The organism is Nonomuraea antimicrobica (genome assembly GCF_039536965.1).
Lineage (GTDB): Bacteria > Actinomycetota > Actinomycetes > Streptosporangiales > Streptosporangiaceae > Nonomuraea > Nonomuraea antimicrobica.
This window is the reverse complement of the sequence record NZ_BAAAZP010000090.1, coordinates 1-25,770: the sequence shown is the minus strand read 5'-3', so window position 1 is coordinate 25,770 and position 25,770 is coordinate 1. Positions and strand designations below refer to the sequence as shown.

At 70.0% G+C, this 25,770-nt stretch carries 26 protein-coding genes and 1 pseudogene; 11 read left to right on the top strand and 16 right to left on the bottom strand.

The features are described from left to right. Positions 1-644 precede the first annotated feature (644 nt). A complete protein-coding gene (locus ABD844_RS24145; RefSeq protein ID WP_344882092.1) occupies positions 645-1,829 on the top strand; it encodes a cytochrome P450 in 1,185 nt (394 codons plus the stop codon). Positions 1,830-2,798: 969 nt separating this feature from the next. Here ABD844_RS24145 and ABD844_RS53235 read toward each other — a convergent pair. Then, positions 2,799-2,975, bottom strand: a pseudogene (locus ABD844_RS53235) (DUF559 domain-containing protein); the annotation flags it as partial. A gap of 539 nt (positions 2,976-3,514) precedes the next feature. Between ABD844_RS53235 and ABD844_RS24140 the strand changes: the two are divergent. Beyond that, positions 3,515-3,745 carry a hypothetical protein gene (locus tag ABD844_RS24140; protein ID WP_344882089.1) on the top strand — a complete coding sequence of 77 codons (231 nt, stop codon included), beginning with the start codon at positions 3,515-3,517 and terminating at the stop codon, positions 3,743-3,745. Between the two features lie 164 nt (positions 3,746-3,909). Here the strand turns inward: ABD844_RS24140 and ABD844_RS24135 are convergent, their stop codons facing one another. From ABD844_RS24135 to ABD844_RS24120, 4 genes are all read right to left on the bottom strand, one after another. Continuing rightward, positions 3,910-4,092 (bottom strand): hypothetical protein, encoded by a 183-nt coding sequence (locus ABD844_RS24135; RefSeq protein ID WP_344882086.1) that lies wholly within the window; start codon positions 4,090-4,092, stop codon positions 3,910-3,912. A 515-nt stretch (positions 4,093-4,607) separates the two neighbouring features. Then, positions 4,608-5,018, bottom strand: coding sequence for a DUF2000 family protein (locus ABD844_RS24130; RefSeq protein WP_344882083.1), 411 nt, complete (start codon positions 5,016-5,018; stop codon positions 4,608-4,610). Positions 5,019-5,069: 51 nt separating this feature from the next. Beyond that, positions 5,070-5,906 carry an SRPBCC family protein gene (locus tag ABD844_RS24125; protein ID WP_344882080.1) on the bottom strand — a complete coding sequence of 279 codons (837 nt, stop codon included), beginning with the start codon at positions 5,904-5,906 and terminating at the stop codon, positions 5,070-5,072. Further along, positions 5,899-6,477: a helix-turn-helix domain-containing protein gene (locus tag ABD844_RS24120; RefSeq protein ID WP_344882077.1), complete on the bottom strand. Its 579-nt coding sequence runs from the start codon at positions 6,475-6,477 to the stop codon at positions 5,899-5,901. The genes ABD844_RS24125 and ABD844_RS24120 overlap by 8 nt, the downstream gene beginning before the upstream one ends. Before the next feature lie 60 nt (positions 6,478-6,537). Here ABD844_RS24120 and ABD844_RS24115 point away from each other — a divergent pair, with 60 nt between their 5' ends. After that, positions 6,538-7,365, top strand: coding sequence for an AraC family transcriptional regulator (locus ABD844_RS24115; protein ID WP_344882074.1), 828 nt, complete (start codon positions 6,538-6,540; stop codon positions 7,363-7,365). A gap of 49 nt (positions 7,366-7,414) precedes the next feature. Here ABD844_RS24115 and ABD844_RS24110 read toward each other — a convergent pair whose 3' ends face one another. Beyond that, positions 7,415-8,437: a GDP-mannose 4,6-dehydratase gene (locus ABD844_RS24110; RefSeq protein ID WP_344882071.1), complete on the bottom strand. Its 1,023-nt coding sequence runs from the start codon at positions 8,435-8,437 to the stop codon at positions 7,415-7,417. Between the two features lie 251 nt (positions 8,438-8,688). Between ABD844_RS24110 and ABD844_RS24105 the strand changes: the two genes are divergently transcribed. The 4 genes from ABD844_RS24105 to ABD844_RS24090 all read left to right on the top strand — a co-directional run bounded on the left by ABD844_RS24105 (position 8,689) and on the right by ABD844_RS24090 (position 12,870). Then, complete coding sequence (locus tag ABD844_RS24105) at positions 8,689-9,948, top strand: glycosyltransferase family 4 protein (protein WP_344882068.1); 1,260 nt, start codon at positions 8,689-8,691, stop codon at positions 9,946-9,948. Continuing rightward, entirely contained in the window at positions 9,942-10,652 is a 711-nt protein-coding gene (locus ABD844_RS24100) for a class I SAM-dependent methyltransferase (protein ID WP_344882065.1), read from the top strand. Before ABD844_RS24105 ends, ABD844_RS24100 begins: the two co-directional genes overlap by 7 nt. Continuing rightward, on the top strand, positions 10,649-11,704 hold the full coding sequence (locus ABD844_RS24095) for a prenyltransferase (RefSeq protein ID WP_344882062.1): 1,056 nt from the start codon (positions 10,649-10,651) through the stop codon (positions 11,702-11,704). The genes ABD844_RS24100 and ABD844_RS24095 overlap by 4 nt, the downstream gene beginning before the upstream one ends. A 161-nt stretch (positions 11,705-11,865) precedes the next feature. Further along, complete coding sequence (locus ABD844_RS24090) at positions 11,866-12,870, top strand: DUF1702 family protein (RefSeq protein ID WP_344882059.1); 1,005 nt, start codon at positions 11,866-11,868, stop codon at positions 12,868-12,870. Between the two features lie 32 nt (positions 12,871-12,902). Here the strand turns inward: ABD844_RS24090 and ABD844_RS24085 are convergent, their stop codons facing one another. After that, positions 12,903-13,532 carry a class I SAM-dependent methyltransferase gene (locus tag ABD844_RS24085; protein WP_344882556.1) on the bottom strand — a complete coding sequence of 210 codons (630 nt, stop codon included), beginning with the start codon at positions 13,530-13,532 and terminating at the stop codon, positions 12,903-12,905. An 86-nt stretch (positions 13,533-13,618) separates the two neighbouring features. Between ABD844_RS24085 and ABD844_RS24080 the strand changes: the two genes are divergently transcribed. From ABD844_RS24080 to ABD844_RS24070, 3 genes are read left to right on the top strand one after another with little or no spacing between them, the layout of a single operon-like run. Beyond that, positions 13,619-14,071 carry a pyridoxamine 5'-phosphate oxidase family protein gene (locus ABD844_RS24080; RefSeq protein ID WP_344882056.1) on the top strand — a complete coding sequence of 151 codons (453 nt, stop codon included), beginning with the start codon at positions 13,619-13,621 and terminating at the stop codon, positions 14,069-14,071. Continuing rightward, positions 14,068-14,259: a ferredoxin gene (locus ABD844_RS24075; protein ID WP_344882053.1), complete on the top strand. Its 192-nt coding sequence runs from the start codon at positions 14,068-14,070 to the stop codon at positions 14,257-14,259. Before ABD844_RS24080 ends, ABD844_RS24075 begins: the two co-directional genes overlap by 4 nt. A gap of 25 nt (positions 14,260-14,284) precedes the next feature. Further along, a complete protein-coding gene (locus ABD844_RS24070; protein ID WP_344882050.1) occupies positions 14,285-15,373 on the top strand; it encodes a Zn-dependent alcohol dehydrogenase in 1,089 nt (362 codons plus the stop codon). 54 nt (positions 15,374-15,427) lie between these two features. Here ABD844_RS24070 and ABD844_RS24065 read toward each other — a convergent pair whose 3' ends face one another. The 8 genes from ABD844_RS24065 to ABD844_RS24030 form a co-directional block, all read right to left on the bottom strand. Further along, a complete protein-coding gene (locus tag ABD844_RS24065) occupies positions 15,428-16,432 on the bottom strand; it encodes a sugar phosphate isomerase/epimerase family protein (protein WP_344882047.1) in 1,005 nt (334 codons plus the stop codon). Further along, positions 16,429-17,583 (bottom strand): Gfo/Idh/MocA family protein, encoded by a 1,155-nt coding sequence (locus ABD844_RS24060; protein ID WP_344882044.1) that lies wholly within the window; start codon positions 17,581-17,583, stop codon positions 16,429-16,431. Before ABD844_RS24060 ends, ABD844_RS24065 begins: the two co-directional genes overlap by 4 nt. 11 nt (positions 17,584-17,594) lie before the next feature. After that, positions 17,595-18,641 carry an ABC transporter substrate-binding protein gene (locus ABD844_RS24055; protein ID WP_344882041.1) on the bottom strand — a complete coding sequence of 349 codons (1,047 nt, stop codon included), beginning with the start codon at positions 18,639-18,641 and terminating at the stop codon, positions 17,595-17,597. After that, a complete protein-coding gene (locus ABD844_RS24050; protein ID WP_344882038.1) occupies positions 18,638-19,645 on the bottom strand; it encodes an ABC transporter permease in 1,008 nt (335 codons plus the stop codon). Before ABD844_RS24050 ends, ABD844_RS24055 begins: the two co-directional genes overlap by 4 nt. Continuing rightward, on the bottom strand, positions 19,645-21,129 hold the full coding sequence (locus ABD844_RS24045) for a sugar ABC transporter ATP-binding protein (protein ID WP_344882035.1): 1,485 nt from the start codon (positions 21,127-21,129) through the stop codon (positions 19,645-19,647). The genes ABD844_RS24050 and ABD844_RS24045 overlap by 1 nt, the downstream gene beginning before the upstream one ends. Before the next feature lie 25 nt (positions 21,130-21,154). Continuing rightward, the gene (locus ABD844_RS24040; RefSeq protein WP_344882032.1) at positions 21,155-22,312 is read right to left on the bottom strand and encodes an ROK family transcriptional regulator; all 1,158 of its coding nucleotides are present in this window, start codon (positions 22,310-22,312) and stop codon (positions 21,155-21,157) included. A 180-nt stretch (positions 22,313-22,492) separates the two neighbouring features. Continuing rightward, on the bottom strand, positions 22,493-23,365 hold the full coding sequence (locus tag ABD844_RS24035; protein ID WP_344882029.1) for an SDR family NAD(P)-dependent oxidoreductase: 873 nt from the start codon (positions 23,363-23,365) through the stop codon (positions 22,493-22,495). A 99-nt stretch (positions 23,366-23,464) separates the two neighbouring features. Beyond that, positions 23,465-24,526: an MBL fold metallo-hydrolase gene (locus ABD844_RS24030; RefSeq protein ID WP_344882026.1), complete on the bottom strand. Its 1,062-nt coding sequence runs from the start codon at positions 24,524-24,526 to the stop codon at positions 23,465-23,467. Between the two features lie 46 nt (positions 24,527-24,572). Between ABD844_RS24030 and ABD844_RS24025 the strand changes: the two genes are divergently transcribed. Further along, a complete protein-coding gene (locus ABD844_RS24025; protein ID WP_344882023.1) occupies positions 24,573-25,460 on the top strand; it encodes a glutathione S-transferase family protein in 888 nt (295 codons plus the stop codon). Here ABD844_RS24025 and ABD844_RS24020 read toward each other — a convergent pair. Then, positions 25,366-25,770 (bottom strand): hypothetical protein (locus ABD844_RS24020; protein WP_344882018.1); only part of this gene is annotated, 405 nt, incomplete at its 5' end. The genes ABD844_RS24025 and ABD844_RS24020 overlap by 95 nt on opposite strands.

The window sequence follows — 25,770 nt, the reverse complement described above, 5'->3', positions numbered from 1 at the left end:
CCAACCAGCCCCGCCCACCCGGAGCCGACCAGGCACCCCCACACCGAGCTAGCCACGTAAGGACCCACCGAGAATGCGCGCAACCCAACGCGAGACGCCCGCCACACGAGCCCGAGCAAAGCCCACAACGCGAGAGCACACACCCCCCACGACACCACCCCCGAGTCCTGACCGAGAACGACAAGAGCCCAAGCACCCAGCCGAGAGAACGAACACAGCCAGGACAACGCGCGATGCAAGGAGCGCACGGCACAGGACCCGGCCCGGTATCCGAGCAGCCGACTGGGAGAGCGGACACAGAGGAGCCGGCAGGCACAGGAGACGGCAGACACACATGAGACGACGGACGCACACGGGAAACGACGGCTACGCACGGGAAACGGCGAACGCACACGAGATGGCGAACGGACACGGGAAACGGCGGACGCACACGGGACGGCGGACGCACGCGGGAAACGGCAGATACGCGAACGGGAAGCGGCGGACATACGCGGAAGACCCGGGACATACAGGAGAGACGGTGAGACCTATGCGGGAGACGAAGGTCAGGGTGCCGGAGACCTGTCCTTGACGACCGTACAGTCACGTAATAGAACACGTTTCAACAGCAGCTAACCAAGCGTTAGATCAAGGGGTGACTCCGGGTGCATATCGACCTCGTCGACAGGGACCTATACGCGACCGCTGGACCACCCCACGACCAGCTAGCCTGGCTGCGCACGAACTCCCCCGTCCACTGGCACGAGGGCGAGCCCGGGTTCTGGGCCGTGACCCGCTACGAGGATGTCGTGCACGTCTCGCGGCACTCCGAGCTCTTCTCCTCCCACCGTAGGCTCGCCCTCTTCGACGAAATGGCCGAAGACCAGGTCGCGCTGCAACGCCACATGATGCTCAACCAGGACCCGCCGGAGCACACCAGGCGACGCTCCCTGGTCAACCGAGGCTTCACCCCACGTACGATCAGCGCACTCGAAGATCACATCCGTGGCATCTGCGACGACCTCCTCGACAAACTGACCGGCGAGATCGACTTCGTCACCGAAGTCGCCGCGCCCCTGCCTCTCTACGTGATCTGCGAACTGCTCGGGGCCCCGGTGTCCGACCGCGACAAGTTGTTCAACTGGTCGAACCGCATGATCGGCGCCCAGGACCCCGACTACGCCGCGAACCCGGAAGAGGGCTCGGGCGCCGCCATGGAGGTCTACGCCTACGCCAACCAGCTCGCCGCCAAGCGCAAGGCCAACCCCAAGAACGACATCGTCACCAAACTCCTCCAGCCGGACGAGCACGGCCAAACGCTCGACGAGAACGAGTTCGACCTCTTCGTCCTCCTTCTGGTGGTAGCCGGCAACGAGACCACCCGCAACGCGGCCTCAGGCGGCATGCTCGCCCTCTTCGAGCACCCCGACCAGTGGAACCGCCTCGTCGCCGACCCCACCCTGGCGAAGACGGCGGCAGACGAGATCGTCCGCTGGGTCTCACCCGTGAACCTCTTCCGCCGCACTTCCACGACCGACCAGGTGCTGGGCGGGCAGGAGATCAAGGCGAACGACAAGGTCGTGGTCTTCTACGCCTCCGCCAACCGCGACGTCTCCGTCTTCCCTGACGCCGAGGTCTTCGACATCGGCCGCGACCCCAACCCCCACATCGGCTTCGGCGGCGGCGGTCCGCACTTCTGCCTCGGCAACCACCTGGCCAAGCTGGAGCTCAGGATCCTGTTCGAGCAACTGGCGCGCCGCTACCCACGCCTCCAGCAGACAGGTGACGCCCGACGACTGCGCTCGAACTTCATCAACGGCATCAAAGAACTGCCCGTCACCATCGGCTGACGTGAGTGAGCGGAGCCCAACCCGGCACCGACGCCGCACAGCGCATCCAGCCACACCAACCTGGGCACGTCCGCGCCGACCACAGACAGAGCGGACGCGGACAGAGCGGACGCGGACAGAGCGGACGCGGACAGAGCGGACGCGGACAGAGCGGACGCGGACAGAGCGGACGCGGACAGAGCGGACGCGGACAGAGCGGACGCGGGGGTCACAGGCGGCACAGCGACCGCAGGAGCATGGCGACGACCGATCACTGCCACCGGCCTGCCATGTGTCCGCATGTCTCGGCCCGCTGCCGCCCACTGCCGCCCACGACTGCCCACGACTGCCCACGACTGCCCACGACTGCCCACGACTGACAACGCGCTCGCAGGACGATGAATTCGCGAAGCGCACAGGCGCATGCTTCCGGAACATCCGAGCGCGCGCCTCCCGAAGATTTGCGAACACACGCCTCCCGAACGTTACGTGCACGCGTCTCCCGAACGGGACGGGCGTACGTCTCCTGAACTGGACGTGGGCGCGCCTCGAACGGGACGGGAGCACGTCTCCCGAACGGGACGTGCGCGTGCCTGCCGAACGGGACGGGCGTGCGTCTCCCGAAGATATGGGCGCGCGCTTCGTTAATGGAGCTGACGCTGGGACCGATGCCGCCCAGATTCCCGGCCCCAGCCTCCAAAGGGCTGGAGGCGAGACCAGATCGCCCATTGTGCTGAGACTTACCTGCGAGAGTCGGCTCTCGTCGCGCGTGGAGGCCAGGGTTGCGCCACACGACAGTGGTGAGGCCGTGCGGTGGTGCTGCAGGGGGCACGACGGTATGCGGGCTGCGGCAGGGACAGGTCGGGCTCCAGAGCAGGTGAGGGGTAATCGGAAGCGGGACCTGCGGCGGGCCGCGCGTATGCGGGAGAGGATCCGGATCGTACGCTGCGGACCCGGTTGCCAGCCGCGCTCGATCAGGGCGTTTGCCACGTGGTGGAGGAGGTCGGCGATCTGGGCGGGGATGACGTCTCTCCGAACGGCGATCACGCGCCAGCCTCGCCGCCGTAGCTCGTCCCGGCGGTCCGCGTCGCGCTGCTGGTCGGGCATGGAGGTGTGATGTTCCCGTCCGTCATATTCCACCGCGACCTTGAACTCCTCCCAGCCCATGTCGAGGTACGCGAACCGGTCGGCTCCCAGCTCCACCCTGATCTGGGTGGTGGGTCTGGGGAGGCCGCCGTCCACGAGGATGACCCTGAGCCAGCTCTCCCTGGGTGAGGCGGCCCCGCTGTCGGCGAGGCTGAGGGTGTCGCGCAGGCTCCAGGTGTTGAACGGGCGGCGCCACAGAGCTTCGAGGTCGACGCCCCTGCGGGCGAACTGGTCGAGGGCTGCGACGGCGTCCATGCGCGGGAGCCATCGGGCGCAGTCGAGGGCTGTGCGGGCCATGGTGGTGATGCGGACGCCCCGGTGATCGGTGACGTCCTCGTCGGGAAGGGCGGTCGGCCACACGTAGGTGACGCAGTCGGGGAACGCGAGGTGGCCGGGGGCGATCACCTCGACGGGCCAATCGGCCTCAGGGGTGGGGAGAACCTGGAGGCCCCAGATGTGAGCCGCCGTCTGACGGCAGGCGACCGCCTGCGGGACGGCAGCGGTCACGCGGCGGGCCCGCTCGACCAGGGATGGAGGCAAGGCCGAGGGATGGCCACCGGGTGACTGCTGAGGTCCGGGCCTGGATGGGCGTTGTGATGATGGGGTTGGTGGTGATGGTGGATTCGGTGACGCCGGAATCGGTGACGCCGGAATCGGTGACGCCGGAATCGGTGACGCCGGAATCGGTGACGGTGGAGTCGGTGACGGTGGAGTCGGTGACGGTGGAGTCGGTGACGGTGGGCGTGCTGCCGTGCCAGTCGGTGGCGTTCGTGCCGAGACCGTGCCGGTAGGAGGCGTTCGCGGTGAAACCGTGCCCGTCGGCGGCGTTCGCAAGGCCGTGCCGGGCTGCGGCGTTCGCGGTGAGACCGTGCCGGCCGGGGGCGTTCGCGGTGAGATCGGGTCGGTTGGTGGCAGGGCGGGTCCTGGCCGGGGAACTGCGCCGCTGGACGGTATGTCAGTGGGCGGTGGTGGCGTGGTGCAGGCGAGGGACCGGGCGGGAGCCGGTGGTGGTGGTGGTGGTGGGGCGGTGCGCGTAGAGGGTGGATCCGGCGTCGGTGGTGGAGTGGTGGTAGTGCGGGAAGCGGGTGGGTCGGTGGGCCCTGGCGGGAGGGTGGGGGGCGAAGGCTGGGGCGGGCATTGGGGGTCGGACGCGGCTGCCGGGGTGGTGCTCAGGGAGGGGGGTGTTGGGAGCGAGTGGTTCATGGCCGTAAGGATCCTGAGGTTGGGCAGGACGCGGGTGAGCCGAACGGGGTTCTGTGGACAACGGTCAGGCCCCGTCCCTGAAGTGTGGGCAGCCTGAGCAGCAGGTGACGGAGATTTCTTTGGCAGAGGCTCCGCCTGGCGACGAAGTCGGAGGTGGCGTCGAAGGCATGTCGGGCCGTAGATGTGCGGGGTGAGGCTGTGCGGCCATGGTCCGTTCCGGCGGCGCCGCGCAGGAGATGGGCGGGTCGGTCCGTGCGGAGGCGGGCAGCACCGCGCAGGGGCGGTCCGTGCGGGAGCGGGCGGTGCCGCGAGGGGATGGGCGGGCCAGTTCGTGCGGGGATGGCGGCGGCGATCCGTCCGGCGCAGGCGGTGCCGTGCGACGTACGTACGGGATGGGCGGTGTTGTGCGGCACCCGTGCGGGATGGGCGAGGTGGGCTGTCGCAGGGTGGTCAGGGGTGGAGGCGCAGGCCCTTGAGGACCTTGTCGGCCGCGTTCTTCCCCCCATGTACGGCCACCCCCACCAGCCCCATCTCCTCAGCCCCCACCGCCCGCACCGCAGCCCGGTTGTCCTCGTCGTTCCCCGTCTTGAACATCTCCTCGATGTAGACGGCCACGTCCATCCCCCGCCCCACGGCCTTCTCCCGAACGACCCGCAACGCCTCCAGGTCACCCTCATAGATGACCACGGGCTGTCCGAACATCGGCAGGTACGTGTTCCCCGACCCGTCCCCGTACGGCTCCCCCATGACGGACGGCACCCCACCCGCCACGGCACTGGCGAGGAAGGCGGTGACGTTGAGGCGTTGCCATGCGGCCAGATCCGACCGGACCACGATGCCGATCTTGGTGTCGAAACGCATGGCGACCAGCCTCCCCGCCCCGCCCCCGCCAGGTCTTGAACGCTCGTGCGCCTACGCCACGACGACCGGCTTCCAGTCGGGCACCTCGTGGTAGCGCCGCAGCTCCGCGACGCCCGACAGGAATCCGCCCCACGCCGCGTACGGAGGCCGCGACTCGTCGAAACCGCTCTGGACCAAGGTCAGCCGCGTCTTCCCACCGGACCCCTCCAGCTCCCAGGTGCCGACGCCCGGGCCGCCCCAGCCCACGGCGAACTTGCGGTCGGGCACGAGCTCCAGCACCTTCGCCGGGTCGGGGTTGTTGTCCAGGCCGCCCATCGCGAAGCGCCCGCCCACGAACGGCTCGATCTCGATCGGGTAGCCGAACCACTTCGTCACCGCCTCGGAGTCGGTGATCGACTTGAACACCTCCGACGGCGACGCCTCGATCTCGACCGTGACGCTCAGGTCCGTCGAGGTGAAGTCCTGCATGGGCGTCAGCACGCGGCCCTCCAGGTGCTCGGCCAGGATGGTCAGCACCTGGCACCAGTACGTCTGCAGCACTCCCCGGATGCTCTTGCCCGTGATGACGTCCTGGAAGTCGAAGTGCGTCTGCGACAGGGTCACGAGCGTCACGTCGTCGCCCTCCGGCGCCAGCGCGATCTCGGTGGTCGTCTCCTCACCGTCGAGCAGCCAGGCGAAGCGCACCGAACGCTCGTCGGCGTGCAGCAGGCGCTGGTGGGGCGCGTCACCCTCCGGCGTCGTACGCCCCCAGAAGCCGAAACGGTCGGGCAGCTCCACCTCGACGTGCTCGGCCAGCCAGATCCGCATGCTCTCGGGGTCGGTCAGGGCCTGGCGCACCTGCTTGAGCGGCGCGGGGATGCGGGCATGGATGATCAGGGGCTCAGTCATGGTCTTGCTCTCCTCTGGGCTCTTGCTCGGTCTTGGGGTAGCAGGCGACGGCCAGCTTGAAGGCGTCGCCCTGGTCCCCTCCGTAACGGGTGAACAGGTCCTGCAGCATGGTCTGCAGCTCGTTCAGGAACTCCTGGCGGTTCTCCGGACGCACGTGGATCTCCCCGGACAGTCCGATCGACGGCAGCTCGGGCGCTGTCCTGTCGAGCGCCGCGATGTCGGCCTGGACCTCCTCCATGAGGTCGAGGAGGTAGCCGAGGCTCAGCTCGTCGCGTGCCCGGCGCAGCCCGATGCGGCCCACCAGGCGCGGCGACAGCCAGTACGACCGCGCGCCGGCCTGGTAGATGCCCTCGCTGATGCCGCGCACCTTGCGCTCGGCCACGAGGTCCACCAGCCCGGCCTCCACCAGCCGCTTGACGTGGTAGTAGACCCGCTGCGGAGTCTGGCCGAGTCGTTCGGCCACCTCCGAGCACGTACGTGGTTCGGCCAGTTGCCGCAGCACTTCCACGCGCTGCGGCTTGAGCAGGGCCTCGGCCTGCTCGATCTCTTCGAGGTACAGGACGTCTCTCATCGCAAAAACAATCCTTTACGTAAAAATCCTCTTTGTCAATACGGCGGCCACAATGAAGGGATGGCGCATGACTGGACCAGCTACTGGCGGTCGCCCGACCGGCCGCTGGAGGCCATGTACGCCCACTTCGAGCGGCACGTCTACCACCGGCACAGCCACGAGACGTACTCCTTCGGCGTCACGGAGACCGGCGCGCAGTCGTTCACCTGCCGGGGCTCGGGGCACACCAGCGCGGCGGGCATGGTGATGGCCTTCAACCCGGACGACCCCCACGACGGCCACGCCACCGACCCGCGCGGCTTCACCTACCGGATCGTCCACATCGGCCCCGAGCTGGTCGCCGACGCCCTGAGAGACGCGTCAGGCCGGCCTGCCGGGCTGCCGCTCTTCACGGACCCGGTGGTGGCCGACCCGGCACTCGCGGGCGCCCTGCGGGCGCTGCACACCGCGCTCCTCGACGGCCGCACCACCGCCCTGCGCCGCGACGAGCTGCTCACCGCCACCGTCGCGAGCATCGTACGGCGGGCGGCCGCGTCCCCGATCATGAGGGCGGACGAGGGTTCCGGGCCTGAGACGGTGGCCGGACGGGTGAGGGAGCTCCTCCACGACCACCTCACGGACGACGTGACCGTCGACGACCTCGCCCGCGAGACCGGGACCAGCCGGTACGCCGTCTACCGCGCCTTCCACGCCGCGTACGGCCTGCCGCCCAGCGACTACCAGCGCCAGCTCCGCCTCAGAGCGGCCCGCGCGCTCATCGCCTCCGGCAGCCCCATCGCGGAGGCGGCCGTCCGGGCGGGCTTCGCCGACCAGAGCCATCTGACCCGCTGGTTCACCCGTTACTTCGGCCTGACGCCCGGCGCCTACCGCCGCGCGACCCGGCCATGAACGTCACAGCGGAGCCGGACACGGCAGGCGCAAGAGAGGGCGAGGGAGGTCAGGGCCAGGAGTCGTCGTCGTGGGGGTCGCCGCCGTCGGTGAGCAGCCGCAGGTCCGACTCGACCATCATGGCCACCAGCTCGTCGAACGACACCCGTGGCTCCCACCCGAGCTGCGCCCGCGCCTTCTTCGGGTCGGCGCACAGCAGGTCCACCTCGGCCGGCCGGTGCAGGGCCGTGTCGGTCACCACGTACCGCTCCCAGTCGAGGCCCGCCGCGCTGAAGGCGGCCGCCACCAGCTCCCTGACCGACTTCATCCGCCCGGTGCCGATCACGTAGTCCTCGGGGGCGGCGGCCCGCAGCATCAGGTGCATGGCCTTGACGTAGTCGCCCGCGAACCCCCAGTCGCGCCGCGCCTCCAGGTTCCCCAGCCGCAGCTCCGTGGCCAGCCCCAGCTTGATCCGGGCCACCCCGAGCGAGACCTTCCTGGTGACGAACTCGGCCCCGCGGCGCGGCGACTCGTGGTTGAACAGGATCCCGGACACCGCGAACATCCCGTACGACTCACGGTAGTTCTGCGTCAGGAAGTGCCCGTACGCCTTGGCCACCCCGTACGGCGAGCGGGGGTGGAAGGCGGTGCGCTCGGTCTGGGGCGTCTCGCTGACCTGTCCGAACATCTCGGACGACGAAGCCTGATAAAAGCGGATCTGTCCGGCCGAGTCCCCGCCCCGTGACACGCCCGAGCACACACGGATGGCCTCGAGCATCCGCAGGACGCCCATCCCGGTCACCTCGGCCGTGAGCTCGGCCTGCTCCCACGACATGGGCACGAACGAGATAGCCCCCAAGTTGTACACCTCGTCCGGCTGGACCCGCTCCACAGCCGAGATCAGCGACCCCTGGTCCAGCAGGTCACCGCGGACCACCCGGACGTCCGTCAGCAGCTTGCGCATGCGGGACACGCGCGGGTTCGCCTGCCCGCGGGCCAGCCCCCACACCTCGTACCCCTGCTCAAGGAGGTGCTCCGCCAAGTAGGAACCGTCCTGGCCGGTGATGCCGGTGATCAGAGCGCGCCTGGCCAAGGGGTCCTCCAACTTTCGCCTACCCCATCCCTTTGGGACGGGAATGTACAGCTAAGCAGTGCGGTGAGGCACCAAGCCGCATAGAACACGTTCCACCGAACCACGCTCGGTCACGGCAACGTCGCAGTTCGCACGACCTATAGCGGTCATTGTGAACAATTCCAGCCGACCTACCGAATGGTAGCCTTCTCGGACTAAGGTCATCTTTCACGGTACACGCCCGGCTCAGGGCCCTACCGGCGGAGAAAGGGGTGTCCGTGCGGGATCGTGCGCTGCGGATCGCGCTTCTGTCCTACCGCAGCAAGCCCACCTGTGGTGGCCAGGGTGTCTATCTCCGCCATCTCAGCCGCGAGCTGGTCGCGCTCGGGCACCACGTCGAGGTGTTCTCCGGCCAGCCCTATCCCGAGCTGGACGAGGGCGTCATCCTGCGGGAGGTGCCCAGCCTCGACCTCTACCGCGACGAGGACCCGTTCAGAACGCCCAAGCTGCACGAATACCGCGACTGGATCGACTGGTTAGAGGTCGGCACCATGTGGACCGCCGGCTTCCCCGAGCCGCTGACGTTCACGCTGCGGGCCCACCGCGAGCTGAAGAAGCGGGTCGGCGACTTCGACGTCGTGCAGGACAACCAGACCCTCGGCTACGGCCTGCTCGGCATCCAGAAGCTCTTCCCCGTGGTCGGCACCATCCACCACCCGATCAGCGTGGACCGGCGCATCGAACTGGAGGCCGCCGAGGGCGGGAAGAGGCTGAGCCTGCGCCGCTGGTACGGCTTCGTGAAGATGCAGTCCAGGGTCGCGCCCCGGCTGAGCCCGATCCTCACCGTCAGCGAGTCGTCGCTGGCCGACATCCACCGCGACTTCAACGTCCCCCAGGCCAACCTGCGGCTGATCCCGCTCGGCGTGGACACCCGCTACTTCCACCCGCGCCCGGACAAGCCGCGGCGCAAGGGCTCGATCGTGGCCGTGGCCAGCGCCGACTCGCCGATGAAGGGCGTGGCGACGCTGCTGCGCGCGGTGGCGAAGCTGGCCACCGAGCGCGACGTGCACCTCACCGTCGTCAGCAGGCCCACGCCCGGCGGCCCGACCGAGCAGCTCGTTCAGGAGCTGTCTCTGCAGGACCGGGTGCGCTTCGTGCACGGCATCTCCGACGACGAGCTGGGCGAGCTGATCGCCACCTCGGAGATCTCGGTCGTGCCCTCGCTCTACGAGGGGTTCTCGCTGCCGGCCGTCGAGCACATGGCCTGCGGCACGCCGCTGGTCGCCAGCCGTACCGGGGCGCTGCCCGAGGTCGTCGGCGACGCGGCCGTACAGGTGCCGCCGGGCGACCCGGAGGAGCTGGCCGCGGTGCTGCGCCGCCTGCACGACTCGCCCGAGGAGCGCGAGCGGGTGGGGCGGGCCGGATACGACCGCGTCATGGAGCGCTACACCTGGCACGTCGTGGCCAAGCGGACCGTCGACGCCTACCACGAGGCCATCGAGAACCGCAAGAGGAGAGGCAACCAGTGCTGACGGTGGACTTCGCCCGCCTTCCCGTGGGACCCGGCGTACGCGTGCTCGACCTGGGCTGCGGCGGCGGGCGGCACGCCTTCGAGGTGCTGCGCCGCGGGGCGGACGTGACCGCGTTCGACATGGACCAGTCGGAGCTGGACGGCGTGGCGGGCATGTTCGCGGCGATGGACAAGGCGGGCGAGGTGCCGGCCGGGGCCAACGCCCAGACCGTCCAGGGCACGGCGCTGGACATGCCATTCGAGGACGGCGCCTTCGACCGCGTCATCGCGGCCGAGGTGCTGGAGCACATCCCCGACGACATGACCGCCATGCGCGAGATCTTCCGTGTGCTCAGGCCGGGCGGCACGGCCGCCGTCACCGTGCCGAGCTTCCTGCCCGAGCGGATCTGCTGGGCGCTGGACGAGGACTACCACACCGCTCCCGGCGGCCACGTACGCATCTACACGCTGGCCGAGCTGTCGGCCAAGCTGAAGTCCACCGGCTTCGAGATCGGCCCGCACCACCACGCCCACGGCCTGCACGCCCCCTACTGGTGGATCAAGTGCGCCGTCGGCGTCAACAACGACGAGCACCCTCTCGCGAAGGCGTACCACGAGCTGCTGGTCTGGGACATCATGAAGCGCCCGGCCGCCACCAGGATCGCCGAGACGCTGCTCAACCCGCTCATCGGAAAGAGCGTGGTGCTCTACGTCAGGAAGCCATGATCTCCCGCGCGGAGGTCGTGCGGACGGCCGAGAGCATCGCGGCGATCCAGCAGGACGACGGCGGCGTGCCCTGGCCGGAAGGACACGTCGACGCGTGGAACCACGTCGAGTGCCTGATGGCGATGTCCGTGGCGGGGCTCACCGAGCCGGTACGCCGCGGCTACGCCTGGCTGGCCCGCCACCAGCGCCCCGACGGCTCCTGGCCGATGAAGCTGGTCGGCGACGTGCCCACCGAGCCGGGCGGCGAGAGCAACCACGCCGCCTACGCCGCCGTCGGCCTCTGGCACCACCACCTCGTCACCGGCGACCGCGGCTTCACCGAGGAGAGCTGGCCGATGGTCAAGGCGGCGCTCGACTACGTGTCGGGGTTGCAGACCGAGCGGGGCGAGGTCGTCTGGGAGCGCGACGCGCACGGCAGAGCCGCCACGTACGCGCTGCTCACGGGGTGCTCCTCCATCCACCACGGGTTACGCTGCGGCGTGCTGCTCGCCGAGCGGCTGAAGGACCCGCAGCCGCACTGGGAGCTGGCCGCCGACCGGCTGGCGCACGTGCTGGCTGCCCATCCCGAGGCGTTCGCGGACAAGAGCCGCTTCTCGATGGACTGGTACTACCCGGTGCTGGGCGGCGCGGTGCGCGGGCGGCGGGCGTACGAGTTGCTGGAGCGCGAGTGGGCCACGTTCGTGGTGCCGGGGCTGGGCATCCGGTGCGTCTCCGACGAGCCGTGGGTCACGGGGGCCGAGACGTGCGAGCTGGTGCTGGCGCTCGACGCGCTGGGTGACGGGGAGCGGGCGCGGGCGCTGTTCGCCGACGTGCAGCATCTGCGGCACGCGGACGGCTCGTACTGGACCGGGTGGCAGTTCGCCAACCGCAGGCACTTCCCGCACGAGCGCTCCGGCTACACCGCGGCCGCCGTGGTCCTGGCAGCCGACGCGCTGCTCGGGCTCTCGCCGGGGTCCGGGCTGTTCCGCGACATCGAGGGCGGCTCGGTGTCCGATCCCGAGGTGTGCGGGTGCGCCGCCGTACGCGTGCCACCGGTCGAAGACAGTCCCTGAAGAGTGCGGCGCTGAGCTCGGGCACAAGGGCTTTTGCCGGTTCTTTGCCGGGGAAATCCGGTGCGCCGCCGATGGACGCCGCAATGGGGTTACTAGCTTCGTGTCTGGCCGTACGAGGCGTCTTCGGGGGAAGCGTGGGCGACACGGGCACAACATCGTTCTTGGACCAGGTCGGGACCGAGCCGACAACCGAGCCGACATCTGCATCGGCAACTGAGCCGGAGCTGTCGCGGGCCGAAGGGCTGCGGAGGTTCCTGACCAAGGATCCACTGGAATCGGACCTGGGCCGGCGCAGGTTCCGGCTCAGAGGCGGCGCGGCCCGCACGGTCTTCACGAACGCCGAGCGATCGTACGTCTTCGGCTACAACGCGGTGATGTCGCGAGAAGTCGAGAAGGTCGAGGAGATCCGGGAAGAGCAGCGGCCCTTCGGCTACGAGGGAGCCGCGGCCGCCTGCACCGTGCTCGACCTGCTCACCCTGACTCGGGGCCGGCGCCTTCACGAGCTACTTGCCGGCCCCGCCCAGCATCACCGCCACGCCGCCTACCTGGGCGCCGGCCGCGGCTACGCGCTGCTGCGGCTGCGCCCGGTGTGGGGCGCGCGGCGGGCCCATCCGCTGCTGCGCTGGCTGGCCGTGGACGGGTTCGGCTTCCAGTGGAGCCTGACCAGGGCCGACCGCATGGTGGGCCAGCGGACGATGCCCGACCTGTTCACCCGGGCGCACTGCGCGGTGTTCGACCAGGGGTTGGGGCGGCTGCTGTGGTACCACGACGGCGCCGCGCCCGACGACGTGGCCGCGCGCATCGGCGGCTATCCGGCGGTGCGGCGGGCCGACCTGTGGAGCGGGGTCGGGTTCGCGGCCACGTACACGGGCGGAGCCGAGCCCGAGGAGCTGTGGTGGCTGACCGAGCACGCGGCGGCCGACGGGTTCCGGGCGTACCTGGCGCAGGGGTGTGCGTTCGCGGCGGCCGCGCGGCTGCGGTCGGGCGCGCTGCCGGACCACGGGACGCGGGCCGTGGCGATCCTGGCGGGGACCGAGCCCGACGAGGCGGCCTCCTGGACGGACCAGGCGCTCATCGCGCTCGGCCACGAGGCGCACACGCACGACGACTTCCAGACCTGGCAGTCGCACATCCGCCGCTCCTGGACCCGCCGCCACCGGTACTGAGCGACAAGAACGCGGGCGCGTCGGCCGGAACGTCAGATTCCCGGTCCGACGCGCTCCAGCACCCGCAGCGAGCCCGTCACGGCGACCTCGCCGAACGCGCCCGACGCCAGCGCCCGCTGGTAGACCCGGTACGGCGCCTGCCCGCCGTCGGCCGGATCGGGGTAGATGTCGTGGAAGACCAGCGCCCCGCCCGTCACGACGTGCGGCGCCCAGCCCTCGTAGTCGCTGGTCACCGGCTCCTCGGAGTGGCCTCCGTCGATGAACAGCAGGCCGAGCGGCGTGTTCCAGAGGGCCGCGACCTGCTCGGACCGCCCGACGACCGCGATCACCTCCTCCTCCAGCCCGGCCGCCGCGATCGTGGACCTGAACGTCGGCAGCGAGTCCATCCTCCCGAACCGGGGGTCCACCAGTGTCGGGTCGTGGTGGGCCCAGCCCGGCTGGATCTCCTCGGAGCCGCGGTGGTGGTCGACCGTGACGACCACGGACCCGCTCTGCCTGGCCCCCGCGCCGAGGTAGATGGCCGACTTGCCGCAGTAGGTGCCGATCTCGCAGATGGGGCCGAGCTTGCCGTACCGGCAGGCCGTGTCGAACAGGGCCAGCCCCTCTTGTGGCGGCATGAAGCCCTTGGCGCGTTCTGCCGCGTACAGCAGCTCTGACGGCATTGTCATAGGGATGCACCCTAGCCGAACCGAACAACATTCCAGCGGACTCTTGCAGGCCCGTTCTGCAACCTGTTCTACTTGGCAGCGTGAATCAGCGCGCGCGCATCGCCATGCCGGACGACGAAGTCACCGCGTTCCTCGAAGGCTCACGCAAGCTGCAACTGGCCACCGTCAACCAGGACGGCACACCGCACCTGGTGACCATGTTCTACGGCCTCGACGAGGGGCGCGTGGCCTTCTGGACCTACGGCAAGGCGCAGAAGGCCCGCAACCTGGCCCGCGACCCCCGGGTGAGCTGCCTGATCGAGACCGGCGAGAACTACGACGAGCTGCGCGGCGTCCTGCTCTACGGCACCGCCCGGCGGGTGGACGACCGCGACCGCGTGATGGCCGTCGGCATGCTGATCGCCCGCAGGATGACTCCGGGCGTGCCGGACGAGCTGCTGCGCCCGTACGTGGAGAAGACCGGCCTCAAGCGGATCGCGTACGTCGTCGAGCGCACGAAAGTGGTCTCATGGGACCACAGGAGGCTCACATGAAGGTGAAGGTAGACGAGCTGGTCTGCGAAGCCAACGCCGTGTGCATGGGGCTCGCGCCGGAGGTGTTCGAGGTGGACGACGACGACCAGCTCCACATCCTGCTGCCAGAACCACCCCCCGACCTGCGGGACCGCGTCCGCCACGCGGTCAGGTCCTGCCCGAAAGCCGCTCTGTCCCTCGAGGAATAGCCCCCAGGCACGAGGAGGAACCCCCATGCGCGCCGCGATCCTGCACGCCGTAGGCAACGACAAGCTCGACATCCGCGACGACGTCACGCTGGCCCCCGTCGGGCCGGGCGACGTACGGGTGCGGATCAGGGCCACGGGCGTCTGCCACTCGGACCTGTCGGCCATGTCCGGTGTGCTGCCCCAGCCCGTGCCGCTCGTCCCCGGCCACGAGGGCGCGGGCGAGGTGGTCGAGGTGGGCGAGCACGTCAGCTCGGTCAAGCCGGGCGACCACGTGGTCATCAGTTGGCGCCCGGCCTGCCAGGAGTGCGAGCTGTGCGTGGGCGGCCAGCCGTACCTGTGCATGAAGTACGTCATCGAGTCCTTCAGCAAGGGCAACTTCCGGCTGGGCGGCGACGACGCGACGGTGTTCGGGATGGCCGGGTGCGGCACCTGGGCGGAGGAGATCATCGTGCCCTGGCAGGGCGCGATCAAGGTCGACGACGACCTGCCGTGGGAGGCGGCGGCCCTGATCGGCTGCGGCATCACGACCGGCGTCGGCGCCGCCGTCAACACCGCGAAGGTGCGCCCAGGCGCCACCGTCGCGGTGATCGGCTGCGGCGGCGTCGGCCTGTCGGTCATCCAGGGCGCCCGCGTCTCCGGCGCCAGGACGATCCTCGCCGTCGACCCCCTGGAGTCCAAGCACGAGCTGGCCAGGAAGGTCGGGGCCACGCACGCGGTCACGCCCGAGCAGGTCCCCGAGGCGCTGAACGAGCTGACCGGCGGCAGCGGCTTCGACTACGGCTTCGAGGTGGTCGGCAAGTCGGCCACCATCCAGAGCGCCTGGCAGATCACCAGGGCCGGCGGCGACGTCATCGTGGTCGGGGCGGGCGCGATGGACGACATGGTGTCGATCTCCGCCTTCAGCCTGTTGTTCGAGGGCAAGAACCTGCTGTCCAGCCTGTACGGCGAGGCCGACGTGCGGCACGACTTCCCGTACTTCGCCAAGCTGCACAAGACGGGCCTGCTGGACCTGGAGTCGATGATCAGCGCCCGCATCCGCCTGGGCGACCTGAACGACGCGGTCGAGGCCCTGCGCGGCGGCGAGGTCCTGCGCCAGATCGTCGTCATGGACTGACCGGCGGAGGGGTCCTCCCCGCGGAGGGGAGGACCCGATCCGTCCGAGGCCCCCCTACGTGGTCGAGAAGGCCGCGTCGAAGGCCGTGGCCGGCGGGGTGATGGAGTTGAGGCGGCGGATGTACCCCAGCGCCTCCTTGGCCCCGTCGAGCCGGTCCATGCCCGCGTCCTCCCACTCGATCGAGATCGGCCCCTCGTAGCCGATCGCGTTCAGGGCGCGGAAGCAGTCTTCCCACGGCACGTCGCCGCGCCCGGTCGAGACGAAGTCCCAGCCCCTGCGCAGGTCGGCCCACGGCAGGTGCGACGACAGGCGGCCCTTGCGGCCGTCGCCGACGCGCATCCGCGTGTCCTTGCAGTCGACGTGGTAGATGCGGTCCTTGAAGTCGAGGATGAACCCCACCGGGTCGAGGTCCTGCCACACCATGTGGGAGGGGTCCCAGTTCAGGCCGAACGCGGGCCGGTGGCCGATGGCCTCCAGCGTGCGCACGGTGGTGTGGTAGTCGTAGGCGATCTCGCTCGGGTGCACCTCGTGCGCGAACCGCACGCCCACCTCGTCGAAGACGTCGAGGATCGGGTTCCAGCGGTCGGCGAAGTCCTGGTAGCCGGCCTCCACCATCGAGGCGGGCACCGGCGGGAACATGGCCACCGTGTGCCAGATCGACGACCCCGTGAAGCCCACCACGGTGTCCACGCCCAGCAGCGCGGCGGCGCGGGCGGTGTTCTTCAGGTCCTCGGCCGCCGCCTGGCGCACCGACTCGGGGTCGCCGTGGCCCCAGATGCGGGCGGGCAGGATCGCCTTGTGCCGCTCGTCGATGGGGTGGTCGCAGACCGCCTGGCCGACGAGGTGGTTGGAGATCGTCCACACCTTCAGGCCGTGCTTGTCGAGCTGGGCGCGCTTCTGCTCCACGTACGACGGGTCGGCCACGGCCTGGGCCACGTCGAAGTGGTCACCGGAGCAGGCGATCTCCAGCCCGTCGTAGCCCCATTCGGCCGCCAGCCGGCACACCTCGTCGAAGGGCAGGTCGGCCCACTGCCCGGTGAACAGCGTGACTGGTCTCATCGATCCTCCACATCCGTGTAACGGCTGCCCTCAGCCGCGCTGCGCTCGACCGCCTCCAGCACCCGCTGCACCCGCAGCCCGTCGGCGAACGACGGCGTGGGGTCGGCCCCGGTGGCGACCGCTTCCAGGAAGTCCTTGATCTCGTGGGTGAAGGTGTGCTCGTAGCCGAGGCCGTGGCCGGGCGGCCACCAGGCGCCGACGTACGGGTGGTCGGGCTCGGTCACCAGGATGCGCTCGAAGCCGCCGCCGTTCGCGCTGAACCACAGCTCGTTCATGGCCTCGAAGTCGAAGGCCAGGCTGCCGAGCGAGCCGTTGATCTCGATGCGCATCGCGTTCTTGCGCCCGTTGGCGAAGCGCGTGGCCTCGAACGAGGCCAGCCCGCCACCCGACAGCCGCCCGATGAACAGGGCCGCGTCGTCCACGGTGACCGTGCCCCGGGCGGCGGAGCCGGTCGCGCCCAGCCCCGCCGACTCCGCCGCCAGCGGGCGCTCCTTGATGAACGTCTCCGTCAGCGCCGACACGCCCACCACGCGCTGCCCGGTGATGAACTGGGCGGCGTCGACGATGTGCGAGCCGATGTCGCCGAGCGCGCCCGCCCCGGCCTTGTCCTTCTGCAGCCGCCAGACCAGCGGGAACTCGGGGTCGACGATCCAGTCCTGCAGGTAGGCGGCGCGTACGTGCCTGACCTCGCCGATCCGTCCCTCCTCGACGTACCGGCGGGCGAGCGCGACCGCGGGCACCCGCCGGTAGTTGAAGGCCACCATGCTCCTGCCCGGCGCCGCGGCCGCCGCCGCCACCATGGCCTCGGCCTCGGCGACGCTGTTGGCCAGCGGCTTCTCGCAGAGCACGTGCTTGCCGGCCTCCAGCGCCGCGATGGCGATCTCGGCGTGGGAGTCGCCCGGCGTGCAGATGTCGACGATCTGCACGTCGTCGCGCTTGACCAGCTCTCTCCAGTCCGTCTCGATGCCGGCCCAGCCGAGCTGCGCTGCCGCCGCCTCGGTGCGCTCCTTCGACCGGCCCGCGAGCACCGCCATGCGCGGTGTCAGCGGCAGGTCGAAGAAGGCTCCCACGCTTCGCCAGGCCTGGGAGTGGACGCGGCCCATGAAGGCGTAGCCGACCATCCCCACGCCGATGGTGGTCTTGTCTGACATGCAACCCCCGATCAGGATTCGAAGCCGAGCGCCAGATACTTCTCGACGTTCTCCTTGGTAATGGTCTCGGACGCGAGCGTGAGGGACTGGGGAACCTGGTTCTCCACCAGATCACTCATGCCCTTTCCCTGTGCTATCAGACGTGCGAGTTTGATCGCCGAGGAGGCCATCGTCGGGCTGTAGGTGACCGTGGCCTGCAGCACCGACGAGCCCGACTGGATCTCCCGCATCGCGTTCAGCGAGCCGGCCCCGCCGACCATGATGAACTCGTTGCGCCCGGCCTCCTTGATCGCGGCCAGCACGCCGACGCCCTGGTCGTCGTCGTGGTTCCAGAGCGCGTCGATCTTCTTGTGCGCCTGCAGCAGCGACGTGGCCACCTGGTTGCCGGTCTCGACCGTGAACTTGGCGTCCTGCTTGGCCGTGACGCTGAACCCGTACGTCTTCAGCGCGTCGGCGAAGCCCTTGCTGCGGTCCTGGGTCAGCGGCAGCGTGGCGATGCCCTGGATCTCGACGATCACGGGGTTCGTCACGCCCTTGCCCTTGAGCTGCTCGCCGACGAAGTGGCCGGCGGCCACGCCCATGCCGTAGTTGTCGCCGCCGATCCACGACCGGTAGGCGAGCTTGTCGGGGAAGATGCGGTCGAGGTTGATGACCGGGATGCCGGCCTCGGTGGCCTGCAGGGCGACCTGGTTGAGCTGCTGGCCGTCGTTGGGCAGGATCACCAGGGCGTTCACCTTGGCCGCGATCAGCGACTCGACCGCGGAGATCTGCTGGTTGATGTCGTTGGTGGGCTCGACGGGCTTGAACTCGATGTCGGTGTACTGCTTCGCGGTGGCCTCGGCGTTCTTGGCGATGGCCGCGATCCAGCCGTGGTCGGCGGCCGGCGCGGAGAAGCCGATCACCACCTTGGTGCCCGGCTGGTCGTTGCCGCTGGCAGCCGGGGCGGGCGCGGGGGCGGCGCTCGAGGGCGCGGCGGCGGGCTCGTTGCTGGTGCAGCCCGCCGCTAACAGTACGGCTCCGCCGACCAGGAATCCCCTGCGCGCGACGTTGTCACTCATGGTGATCTCTCCTTCAGGTTCCGCCGCTGGAGAAGGACGGCGACGACGATGATCAGGCCCTTGGCGATCAGTTGGTCGCTGGTGTTGAGCCCGTTGAGAATGAAGAGGTTGGTGATCAAGGTGAGGATCAGCAGGCCCAGGATCGAGCCCATGATCGTGCCCCGCCCCCCGGTGAGGAGCGTGCCGCCGATGATCACGGCGGCGATGGCGTCCAGCTCGTACAGGTCGCCGTGGGTGGACGAGCCCGTCGTCGTACGCGCCATGATGAGGATGGCGGCGATGCCGCAGCACAGCCCCGACAGCGCGTAGAGCAGCATCGTGTGCCTGCGCACGTTGATCCCGGCCAGCCGGGCCGCCTCGAGGTTGCCGCCCACGGCGTACGTGCGCCGCCCGAACGTCGTGCGGTTGAGCAGCACCCACCCCAGCACCACCACCAGGGCGAAGATGTAGACCAGCACCGGGATGCCGAGCACGCGGGTGGTCGACAGGTCCACCAGCGCCGAGTTGTCGGTCTGGACGAGCTGCGTCTTGCGGTCGGACATGCGCTGCGCCAGGCCCCGGGCGGCCACCAGCATCGCGAGCGTGGCGATGAACGGCACCAGCCGCCCGTACGCGATCAGTAACCCGTTGACCAGCCCCGCCCCCGTGCCGACGAGGATCGCGCAGATCGCCATCACCACGGGCCCGTACGACTGTGTGGCCAGTGTCGTCGCCCAGACCGAGGCCAGCGCCATGACCGCGCCCACCGACAGGTCGATGCCGCCGCCGATGATGACGAACGTGGCCCCGACCGTGATCACGCCGATCGTGGCGGCCAGCGACAGGATGCTGGCCAGGTTGGAGGCGGTCGCGAAGTTCTCCGGCCGGGTGACCAGCCCGACGACGACCAGCAGGGCCAGCGCGCCGAACAGGCCGAGATGTCGCAGCTCTCCGACCCCGCGGATGGACGGCAGCGTCGGCGTCGCCGTCTTCCCCACGGGCCGGTCGGTTGTGGGCTCGCTCATCACGCCGCCCTCCCATTCATGATCATGTCCAGTACGCGGTGCTCGTCGAGCCCGGCGGCCTCGCCCTCGTGGATGACCACCCCTTCGCGCAGCACCAGCACCCGATCGGCCAGGCCGAGCACCTCGGGCACCTCGCTGGAGACCAGCAGCACGCCGATGCCCTGTTCGGCCAGGTCGTGGATCACCGCGTACAGCTCGGCCCTGGCGCCCACGTCCACGCCCCGGGTCGGCTCGTCGAGCAGGAGCAGCTTGCGCCCGCCGATGAGCCAGCGAGCGAGCACGGCCTTCTGCTGGTTGCCGCCCGACAGGGTCCTGATCGGGCGTTCGGGGTCGGGTGGCCGGATGTCGAGCATCTCCGACAGGCGCTTGGCCTCGGCCCGCTCCCGTTTGCGGTCGATCCAGCCGAACCTGGCGAACTCCGGCAGGCTCCCCAGCGTGATGTTGGCGGTGACGCTCTGGTCGAGGAGCAGGGCCTGGGCCTTGCGTTCCTCGGGGGCCAGGCCCATGCCGCGCTTGACCGTGCTGACGACGCCGCGGCGCACCGGGCGGCCGTCGAGCAGGACCCGGCCGGAGGCGGGACGGGCGCCGTACACGGCTTCGAGGATCTCCGAGCGGCCCGAGCCGACGAGCCCGGCCAGCCCGACGATCTCGCCCGCCCGTACGGAGAACGACACATCCCTGAACACGCCGGGAGAGCTGAGGCCCTCGACGCGGAGCACCTCATCCCCCAGGGTGCGCCTGCCCCTGGGCGGGAAGACGTACTCGACGTTGCGGCCGGTCATGAGGGAGACGATCTGCGTGGTCGGCGTGTCGCGGGCGGGCAGTCCGACGGCCACCGTGCGGCCGTCCTTCAGCACCGTGACCCGGTCGCCGATCTCGCGGATCTCCTCCAGCCGGTGGGAGATGTAGACCACGGCCACGCCCTGGGCGGTCAGCTCGCGGATGATGCGGAACAGGTTGGCCACCTCGTCGTGGGCGAGGGCGGCCGACGGCTCGTCCATGATGATGAGGCGGGCGTCGTGGGAGAGCGCGCGGGCCATCGAGACGACCTGCTTGGCGGCCGGTGGCAGCCGCCCGACCTCCGTCGACGGGCGGATCTCGGCGTGACCGAGCCGTTCGAGCACCTCGCGGGCCGCGCGCCGGCCCGCGGCCCGGTTCACGAAGCCCAGGCGGGCGTGCTCGTGGCCGAGGAAGATGTTCTCGGCCACGGAGAGCCCGTCGACCAGGTCGAGTTCCTGGTAGATGGTGGCGAAGCCGAGCTTGATGGCGTCGATGGGGCTGCCGGGGCGCACTTCCGCGCCGTTGAAGAGGATCGTGCCCTCGTCCGGCTGGTGGACTCCGGCCAGCACCTTGATCAAGGTGGACTTGCCGGCGCCGTTCTGGCCGAGCAGGCAGTGCACTTCGCCCGCCCGTACGTCCAGGTCGACTCCGTCCAGCGCGCGCACACCGGGGAACTGCTTGACGATGCCCTTCATGACCAGCATCGGGAGGTCCCTTTCAGGCGTTCTATCAGGCGTTGACGATGCGGTTGATGTTGTCCGGTGACAGGTAATGCTCGATGGCGAGGATTCCGGCGCCGAGCGCGGCGGCGTTGATGCCCGTACGGCTCGGCGTGATCGACAGATGGTTCGTGGCCAGCGGGAGCGACCTGCGGTAGACCGTCTCCCTGATCCCGGCCAGGAGATGCTCGTGCACCCGCGACAGCGCGCCGCCGATGACGATGACCTCGGGGTTGAAGAAGTTGACCAGGCTGGCCAGCACCTCGCCGATGAGCCGGCCGGCCTCTCTGACCAGCCGCAGCGCCTGGGTGTTGCCCGACTGGACGAGCGCCACCACGTCGCCGCCCGACTCTGCGGGCAGGCCCAGCTCGGTCAGCCGCCGCGCGATGGCGGCGCCGCCGGCCACGGCCTCCAGGCAGGCGCTGTTGCCGCACCGGCAGCCGGCGTCGTCGTGGCCGCTGACCCGGATGTGGCCGATGTCGCCGGCCGAGCCCTGGGCGCCCCTGTGCAGCTTGCCCTCGGCCATGATCCCGCAGCCGATGCCGGTGCCGACCTTGACGAACAGCAGGTGGCTCGTGCCCGCGTAGGCGTTGCGGTGCTCGCCCAGCGCCATCACGTTGACGTCGTTGTCCACCAGGACCTCGACGCCCTCGAAGTAGTCGGGGACGGGGTAGTCGTTCCAGCCGGGCATGATCGGCGGGTTGTTCGGCCGGCCCGTGGCGAACTCCACCGGCCCCGGCACCCCGATGCCGAGCGCGCGCAGTGCCTTGCGGGGGCGTCCCGCCTGGCCGAGGAGGTGGTCGAGGCGCTGGTCGACGTGGGCGAGCACGTTGTCGGGCCCCTCGCCGATGTGCAGCGCGTCTTCGCACTCGGCCAGCACGTTGCCCGAGATGTCCATCAGGGACATCCGGCAGTGCGTGGCGCCCAGGTCAACGCCCGCGAAGGCGTGTTTCTCGGTGTGCAGGCGGAGCTGGCGGGGAGGGCGGCCGCCGGTGGACTCGCCACTCTCGGTCTCTTCCACCAGGCCGCGCTCGATCAGCGCGTCCACCCGCTGGGAGATGGTGGATCTGGCCAGGCCGGTGAGCCTCGCCAGATCGGAACGGGTCGTCGCGGAGCCCGCGCTGATCAACGTCAGCACGTCGCCGGCGGAGCCCGGCTGGGGGGTCATGTCGCGACAATATGATCACCTATGCGGCAAATCAAGAGTGAGGATCGACCAAACTCCCCTGACTTTCGCCGAAGATCGAACAAAGCATGTTTGTAAAGGTCCGAACGGGCTGAGTCCGCCGCCCCCACCGCCGACACGCGACGCCCTGCGGCGGGAACGGCCGGACCTTCGGGTACGGGCTCAGAGCATCGCCTTCATCGAGTCGCCGGCCGTCAGCACGTAAGGCTGCTCGGCCATCACCGACTCCCAGTTGGCCGCGATCGCCTCCGGCGTGAGGTCGTCGGTCTTCCAGCCCGGCCCCTCCGCCACGAACACGCGGGCCACCCGGCCGCCGCCGACGCTGAAGACCTCGCCGCTGACCTCGCACGACTCGTGCACGAGATAGGCCACCAGCGCGCTGACCCGCTCGGGCGCGAACTTGGCCTCGAACTCGGCCGGCAGCAGCGCCTCCGTCATCCGGGTCCAGGCGATGGGCGCGATCGCGTTGGCCTTGATGCCGTTGCGCGCGCCCTCGATCCCGATCGTCTTGGTCAGGCCCACCAGGCCCATCTTGGCGGTGGAGTAGTTCGCCTGGCCGAAGTTGCCGAACAGGCCGGCCGGGCTGGAGGTGTTGACCACGCGCCCGTAGCCGGCGGCCTTCATCAGCGGGTAGGCGGCCTGGCTCACCAGGTACGAGCCGCGTACGTGCACGGCCAGCACCGCGTCGAACTCCTCCACCGTCATCTTGCCGAACGACCTGTCGCGCAGGATGCCCGCGTTGTTGACCACGATGTCGACCTGGCCGTACGCGTCGACGGCCGCCTGCACGATGGCCCTGGCGCCCTCGGGCGTCGCCACGTTGTCGGTGCTGGCCACGGCCTGGCCGCCGTTCTCGGCGATGAGGGCGGCCACCTCGGCGGCGGGCCCGGCCGAGGCGCCGGTGCCGTCGAGCGCGCCCCCGAGGTCGTTGACGACGACCTTGGCGCCGCGCTCGGCCAGGAGGAGCGCATGCGACCTCCCGAGGCCGTGCCCGGCCCCCGTGACGATCGCGACCCTGTCATCGAACCGGAGCATCGAACCTCCCGCACAGGAGAACAACATTCTGTTACGAGTAACGATAACCGCCCGGGTTCCCCCGGAGGGAGACAACTGGCCGCCCCGTCCCCTCGGCCGTCAGGGGGCGTGCCACAGCTCGGGTTCCCCCGCCTGCCTGACCACGCGGCCCTTGGCCGCCAGCCACACCAGATGGGCCAGCGTCTCGTTGTTGGCCGAGCGCCGCATGAACGGCGGGATCGTCTCCCAGGGCCGCGACCACGTCAGCCGGGTGGCCACCTCCCAGCACGCCACGCCGCCCCCGGCCGCGCCCACGACCCGCTCGATCTCGGCCAGGCGCGCGTCATGGTGCGCCATCACGGCGTCCACCCGCTCGGCCAGCTCCAGGAACCGGTACTCGTGCGCCGGCAGCACCTCGTCCACCTCCAGCTTGCGCACGGCAGCCAGCGAGTCGAGGTAGTCGGCCAGCGGGTTCGGCCCCGACTGGGGGTGCACGGCCACGATGGGCGTGATCCTGGCCAGCACGTGGTCTCCGGAGAACAGCACCCTGCGCGAGGGCGAGACGAAGCACAGGTGCCCCGGCGAGTGGCCGGGCGTCCAGACGGCCCGCAGGTCCCAGCCGGGCAGGCCGAGGTCGTCGCCGTCCTCCACCAGCCGGTCCGGACGGGCCATCGAGACCACGTGCCGGATCATCATGGAGGCCCCGGCCAGCTCGTCCAGCGTCAGCTCGGGGACCCCGCAGCGGCGCAGCAGCGCGCGTTCCCGCCGGACGAGGGTGTCGACGACCTCGTCGTCGTAGCGTTCGCGCAGCAGGCGGGCGTCGGCGGGGTGCAGCGCGATCCAGGCGCCCGACGCCTCACGGACGCGCCCGGCGAGCCCGTAGTGGTCGGGGTGGATGTGGGTGACCAGCACGCCCTTGACGTCGGTGATCGCGTATCCGGCCACGCCCAGTCCGGCCACGAGCGCGTCGTACGCCTCGTCGGTGTTCCATCCGGCGTCGACGATCGCCACGCCGCCGGGCAGTTCGAGGACGTAGACCAGCACGTACCGGAGGGGGTTGACCGGGATCGGCACGGGGACGGACCACAGCCCCGGGCGTACCCGCTCGACTTCGGGGATCGTCCCACCGACCCACGCCTCTCGCTGCGCCGCGTTCGAGGGGGTCACCGCAAATTTCGCCACAGTCCCGAATATAGTTCTGCATCCGAATCATGTTCTACTAGGGGTCATGAAGCTGAGCCGCGAGATCTCAGATGATGGCCGCTTCGTCCGGCAGCCGAACCGCTTCACCGAACGGCTCGGCCCTCCCGAGCCCGGCCGCTACCGGCTCTACGCCTCCTACGCCTGCCCGTGGGCACAGCGGGTGCTGATCGTCCGCAGGCTCCTCGGCCTGGAAGACCTGCTGGACGTCACGATCGTCGACCCCATCCGCGACGAGAAGGGCTGGCGGGTGCCAGGAGGCGACCCGGAATACCTGTCGGAGCTCTACCACGCCACCGACCCCGGCTACGCGGGCCGCTACACCGTCCCCTGCGTCTGGGACACCAGGGACAAGCGGATCGTCACCAACGACTTCCCGCAGATCACCCTCGATCTGGAGACGTCGTGGGGCACCTCACCCAACCTCTACCCGGAACGCCTGCGGCCCGACGTCGACATCATGAACGACCGCCTCTACCACGGCCTCAACAACGCGGTCTACGAGGCCGGCTTCTCCCGTGACCAGCAGGTGTACGAGGAGGCGGTGGCGCGGGTGTTCACCACCCTCGACTTCCTGGAGGTGCGCCTGGCCGAGTCGGAGTACCTCTTCGACACCCTCACCGACAGTGATGTGCGCCTCTACACGACCCTGGCCAGATTCGACTCCGTCTACTACGGCCACTTCAAGTGCTCGGTCAGGCGGCTGACGGACTATCCGGCGCTGTGGGCGTACGCGCGCCGGCTGTACGCCATCCCGGCCTTCCACGAGACCACCGACTTCGACCAGATCAAGCGTCATTACTACATCACCCAGACCCACATCAACCCGAGCCGGATCGTGCCGGTAGGACCCGAGCTGGACTGGGGTCCACGGCCACCGGCATCCGCACGAACAGCAGCGCCGACGACACCATGACCACCGCGGCGGCGCCCCACGCGGCGGCGAGGCCCGCCTGCGTGGCCAGGGTGCCGAGCGTCAGGTTGGCCAGGATCCCGCCCGACTGCAGCGAGAGCGAGCCCGTCGAGGTGACCGTGGTCCGCTCGGTGGCGCCGACCGCCTCGTGCGTCATCTCCAGGCACAGCACCCCCGTCACCGCGGTGCCCACGAAGAGCGCGATGTAGGCGAGCCCGGCGCTGACCATCCCGGGCGGGCCGGCCAGCCCCGCCGTGGCGGCCAGCGCGGCCACGGAGAGCGCGGTCAGGACCGTCCCGGCGATCGCGCCCCC

Bases quoted from the DNA above. Each gene is read 5' to 3' on its own strand.
- ABD844_RS24040 (WP_344882032.1), bottom strand. From the start codon at position 22,312: ATGACCCCCCAGCCGGGCTCCGCCGGCGACGTGCTGACGTTGATCAGC.
- ABD844_RS24085 (WP_344882556.1), bottom strand. From the start codon at position 13,532: ATGCCGTCAGAGCTGCTGTACGCGGCAGAACGCGCCAAGGGCTTCATG.
- ABD844_RS24070 (WP_344882050.1), top strand. From the start codon at position 14,285: ATGCGCGCCGCGATCCTGCACGCCGTAGGCAACGACAAGCTCGACATC.
- ABD844_RS24035 (WP_344882029.1), bottom strand. From the start codon at position 23,365: ATGCTCCGGTTCGATGACAGGGTCGCGATCGTCACGGGGGCCGGGCAC.
- ABD844_RS24095 (WP_344882062.1), top strand. From the start codon at position 10,649: ATGATCTCCCGCGCGGAGGTCGTGCGGACGGCCGAGAGCATCGCGGCG.
- ABD844_RS24075 (WP_344882053.1), top strand. From the start codon at position 14,068: ATGAAGGTGAAGGTAGACGAGCTGGTCTGCGAAGCCAACGCCGTGTGC.
- ABD844_RS24125 (WP_344882080.1), bottom strand. From the start codon at position 5,906: ATGACTGAGCCCCTGATCATCCATGCCCGCATCCCCGCGCCGCTCAAG.
- ABD844_RS24115 (WP_344882074.1), top strand. From the start codon at position 6,538: ATGGCGCATGACTGGACCAGCTACTGGCGGTCGCCCGACCGGCCGCTG.
- ABD844_RS24025 (WP_344882023.1), top strand. From the start codon at position 24,573: ATGAAGCTGAGCCGCGAGATCTCAGATGATGGCCGCTTCGTCCGGCAG.
- ABD844_RS24050 (WP_344882038.1), bottom strand. From the start codon at position 19,645: ATGAGCGAGCCCACAACCGACCGGCCCGTGGGGAAGACGGCGACGCCG.
- ABD844_RS24065 (WP_344882047.1), bottom strand. From the start codon at position 16,432: ATGAGACCAGTCACGCTGTTCACCGGGCAGTGGGCCGACCTGCCCTTC.
- ABD844_RS24055 (WP_344882041.1), bottom strand. From the start codon at position 18,641: ATGAGTGACAACGTCGCGCGCAGGGGATTCCTGGTCGGCGGAGCCGTA.
- ABD844_RS24120 (WP_344882077.1), bottom strand. From the start codon at position 6,477: ATGAGAGACGTCCTGTACCTCGAAGAGATCGAGCAGGCCGAGGCCCTG.
- ABD844_RS24045 (WP_344882035.1), bottom strand. From the start codon at position 21,129: ATGCTGGTCATGAAGGGCATCGTCAAGCAGTTCCCCGGTGTGCGCGCG.
- ABD844_RS24060 (WP_344882044.1), bottom strand. From the start codon at position 17,583: ATGTCAGACAAGACCACCATCGGCGTGGGGATGGTCGGCTACGCCTTC.
- ABD844_RS24135 (WP_344882086.1), bottom strand. From the start codon at position 4,092: ATGCCCGCCCCAGCCTTCGCCCCCCACCCTCCCGCCAGGGCCCACCGA.
- ABD844_RS24130 (WP_344882083.1), bottom strand. From the start codon at position 5,018: ATGCGTTTCGACACCAAGATCGGCATCGTGGTCCGGTCGGATCTGGCC.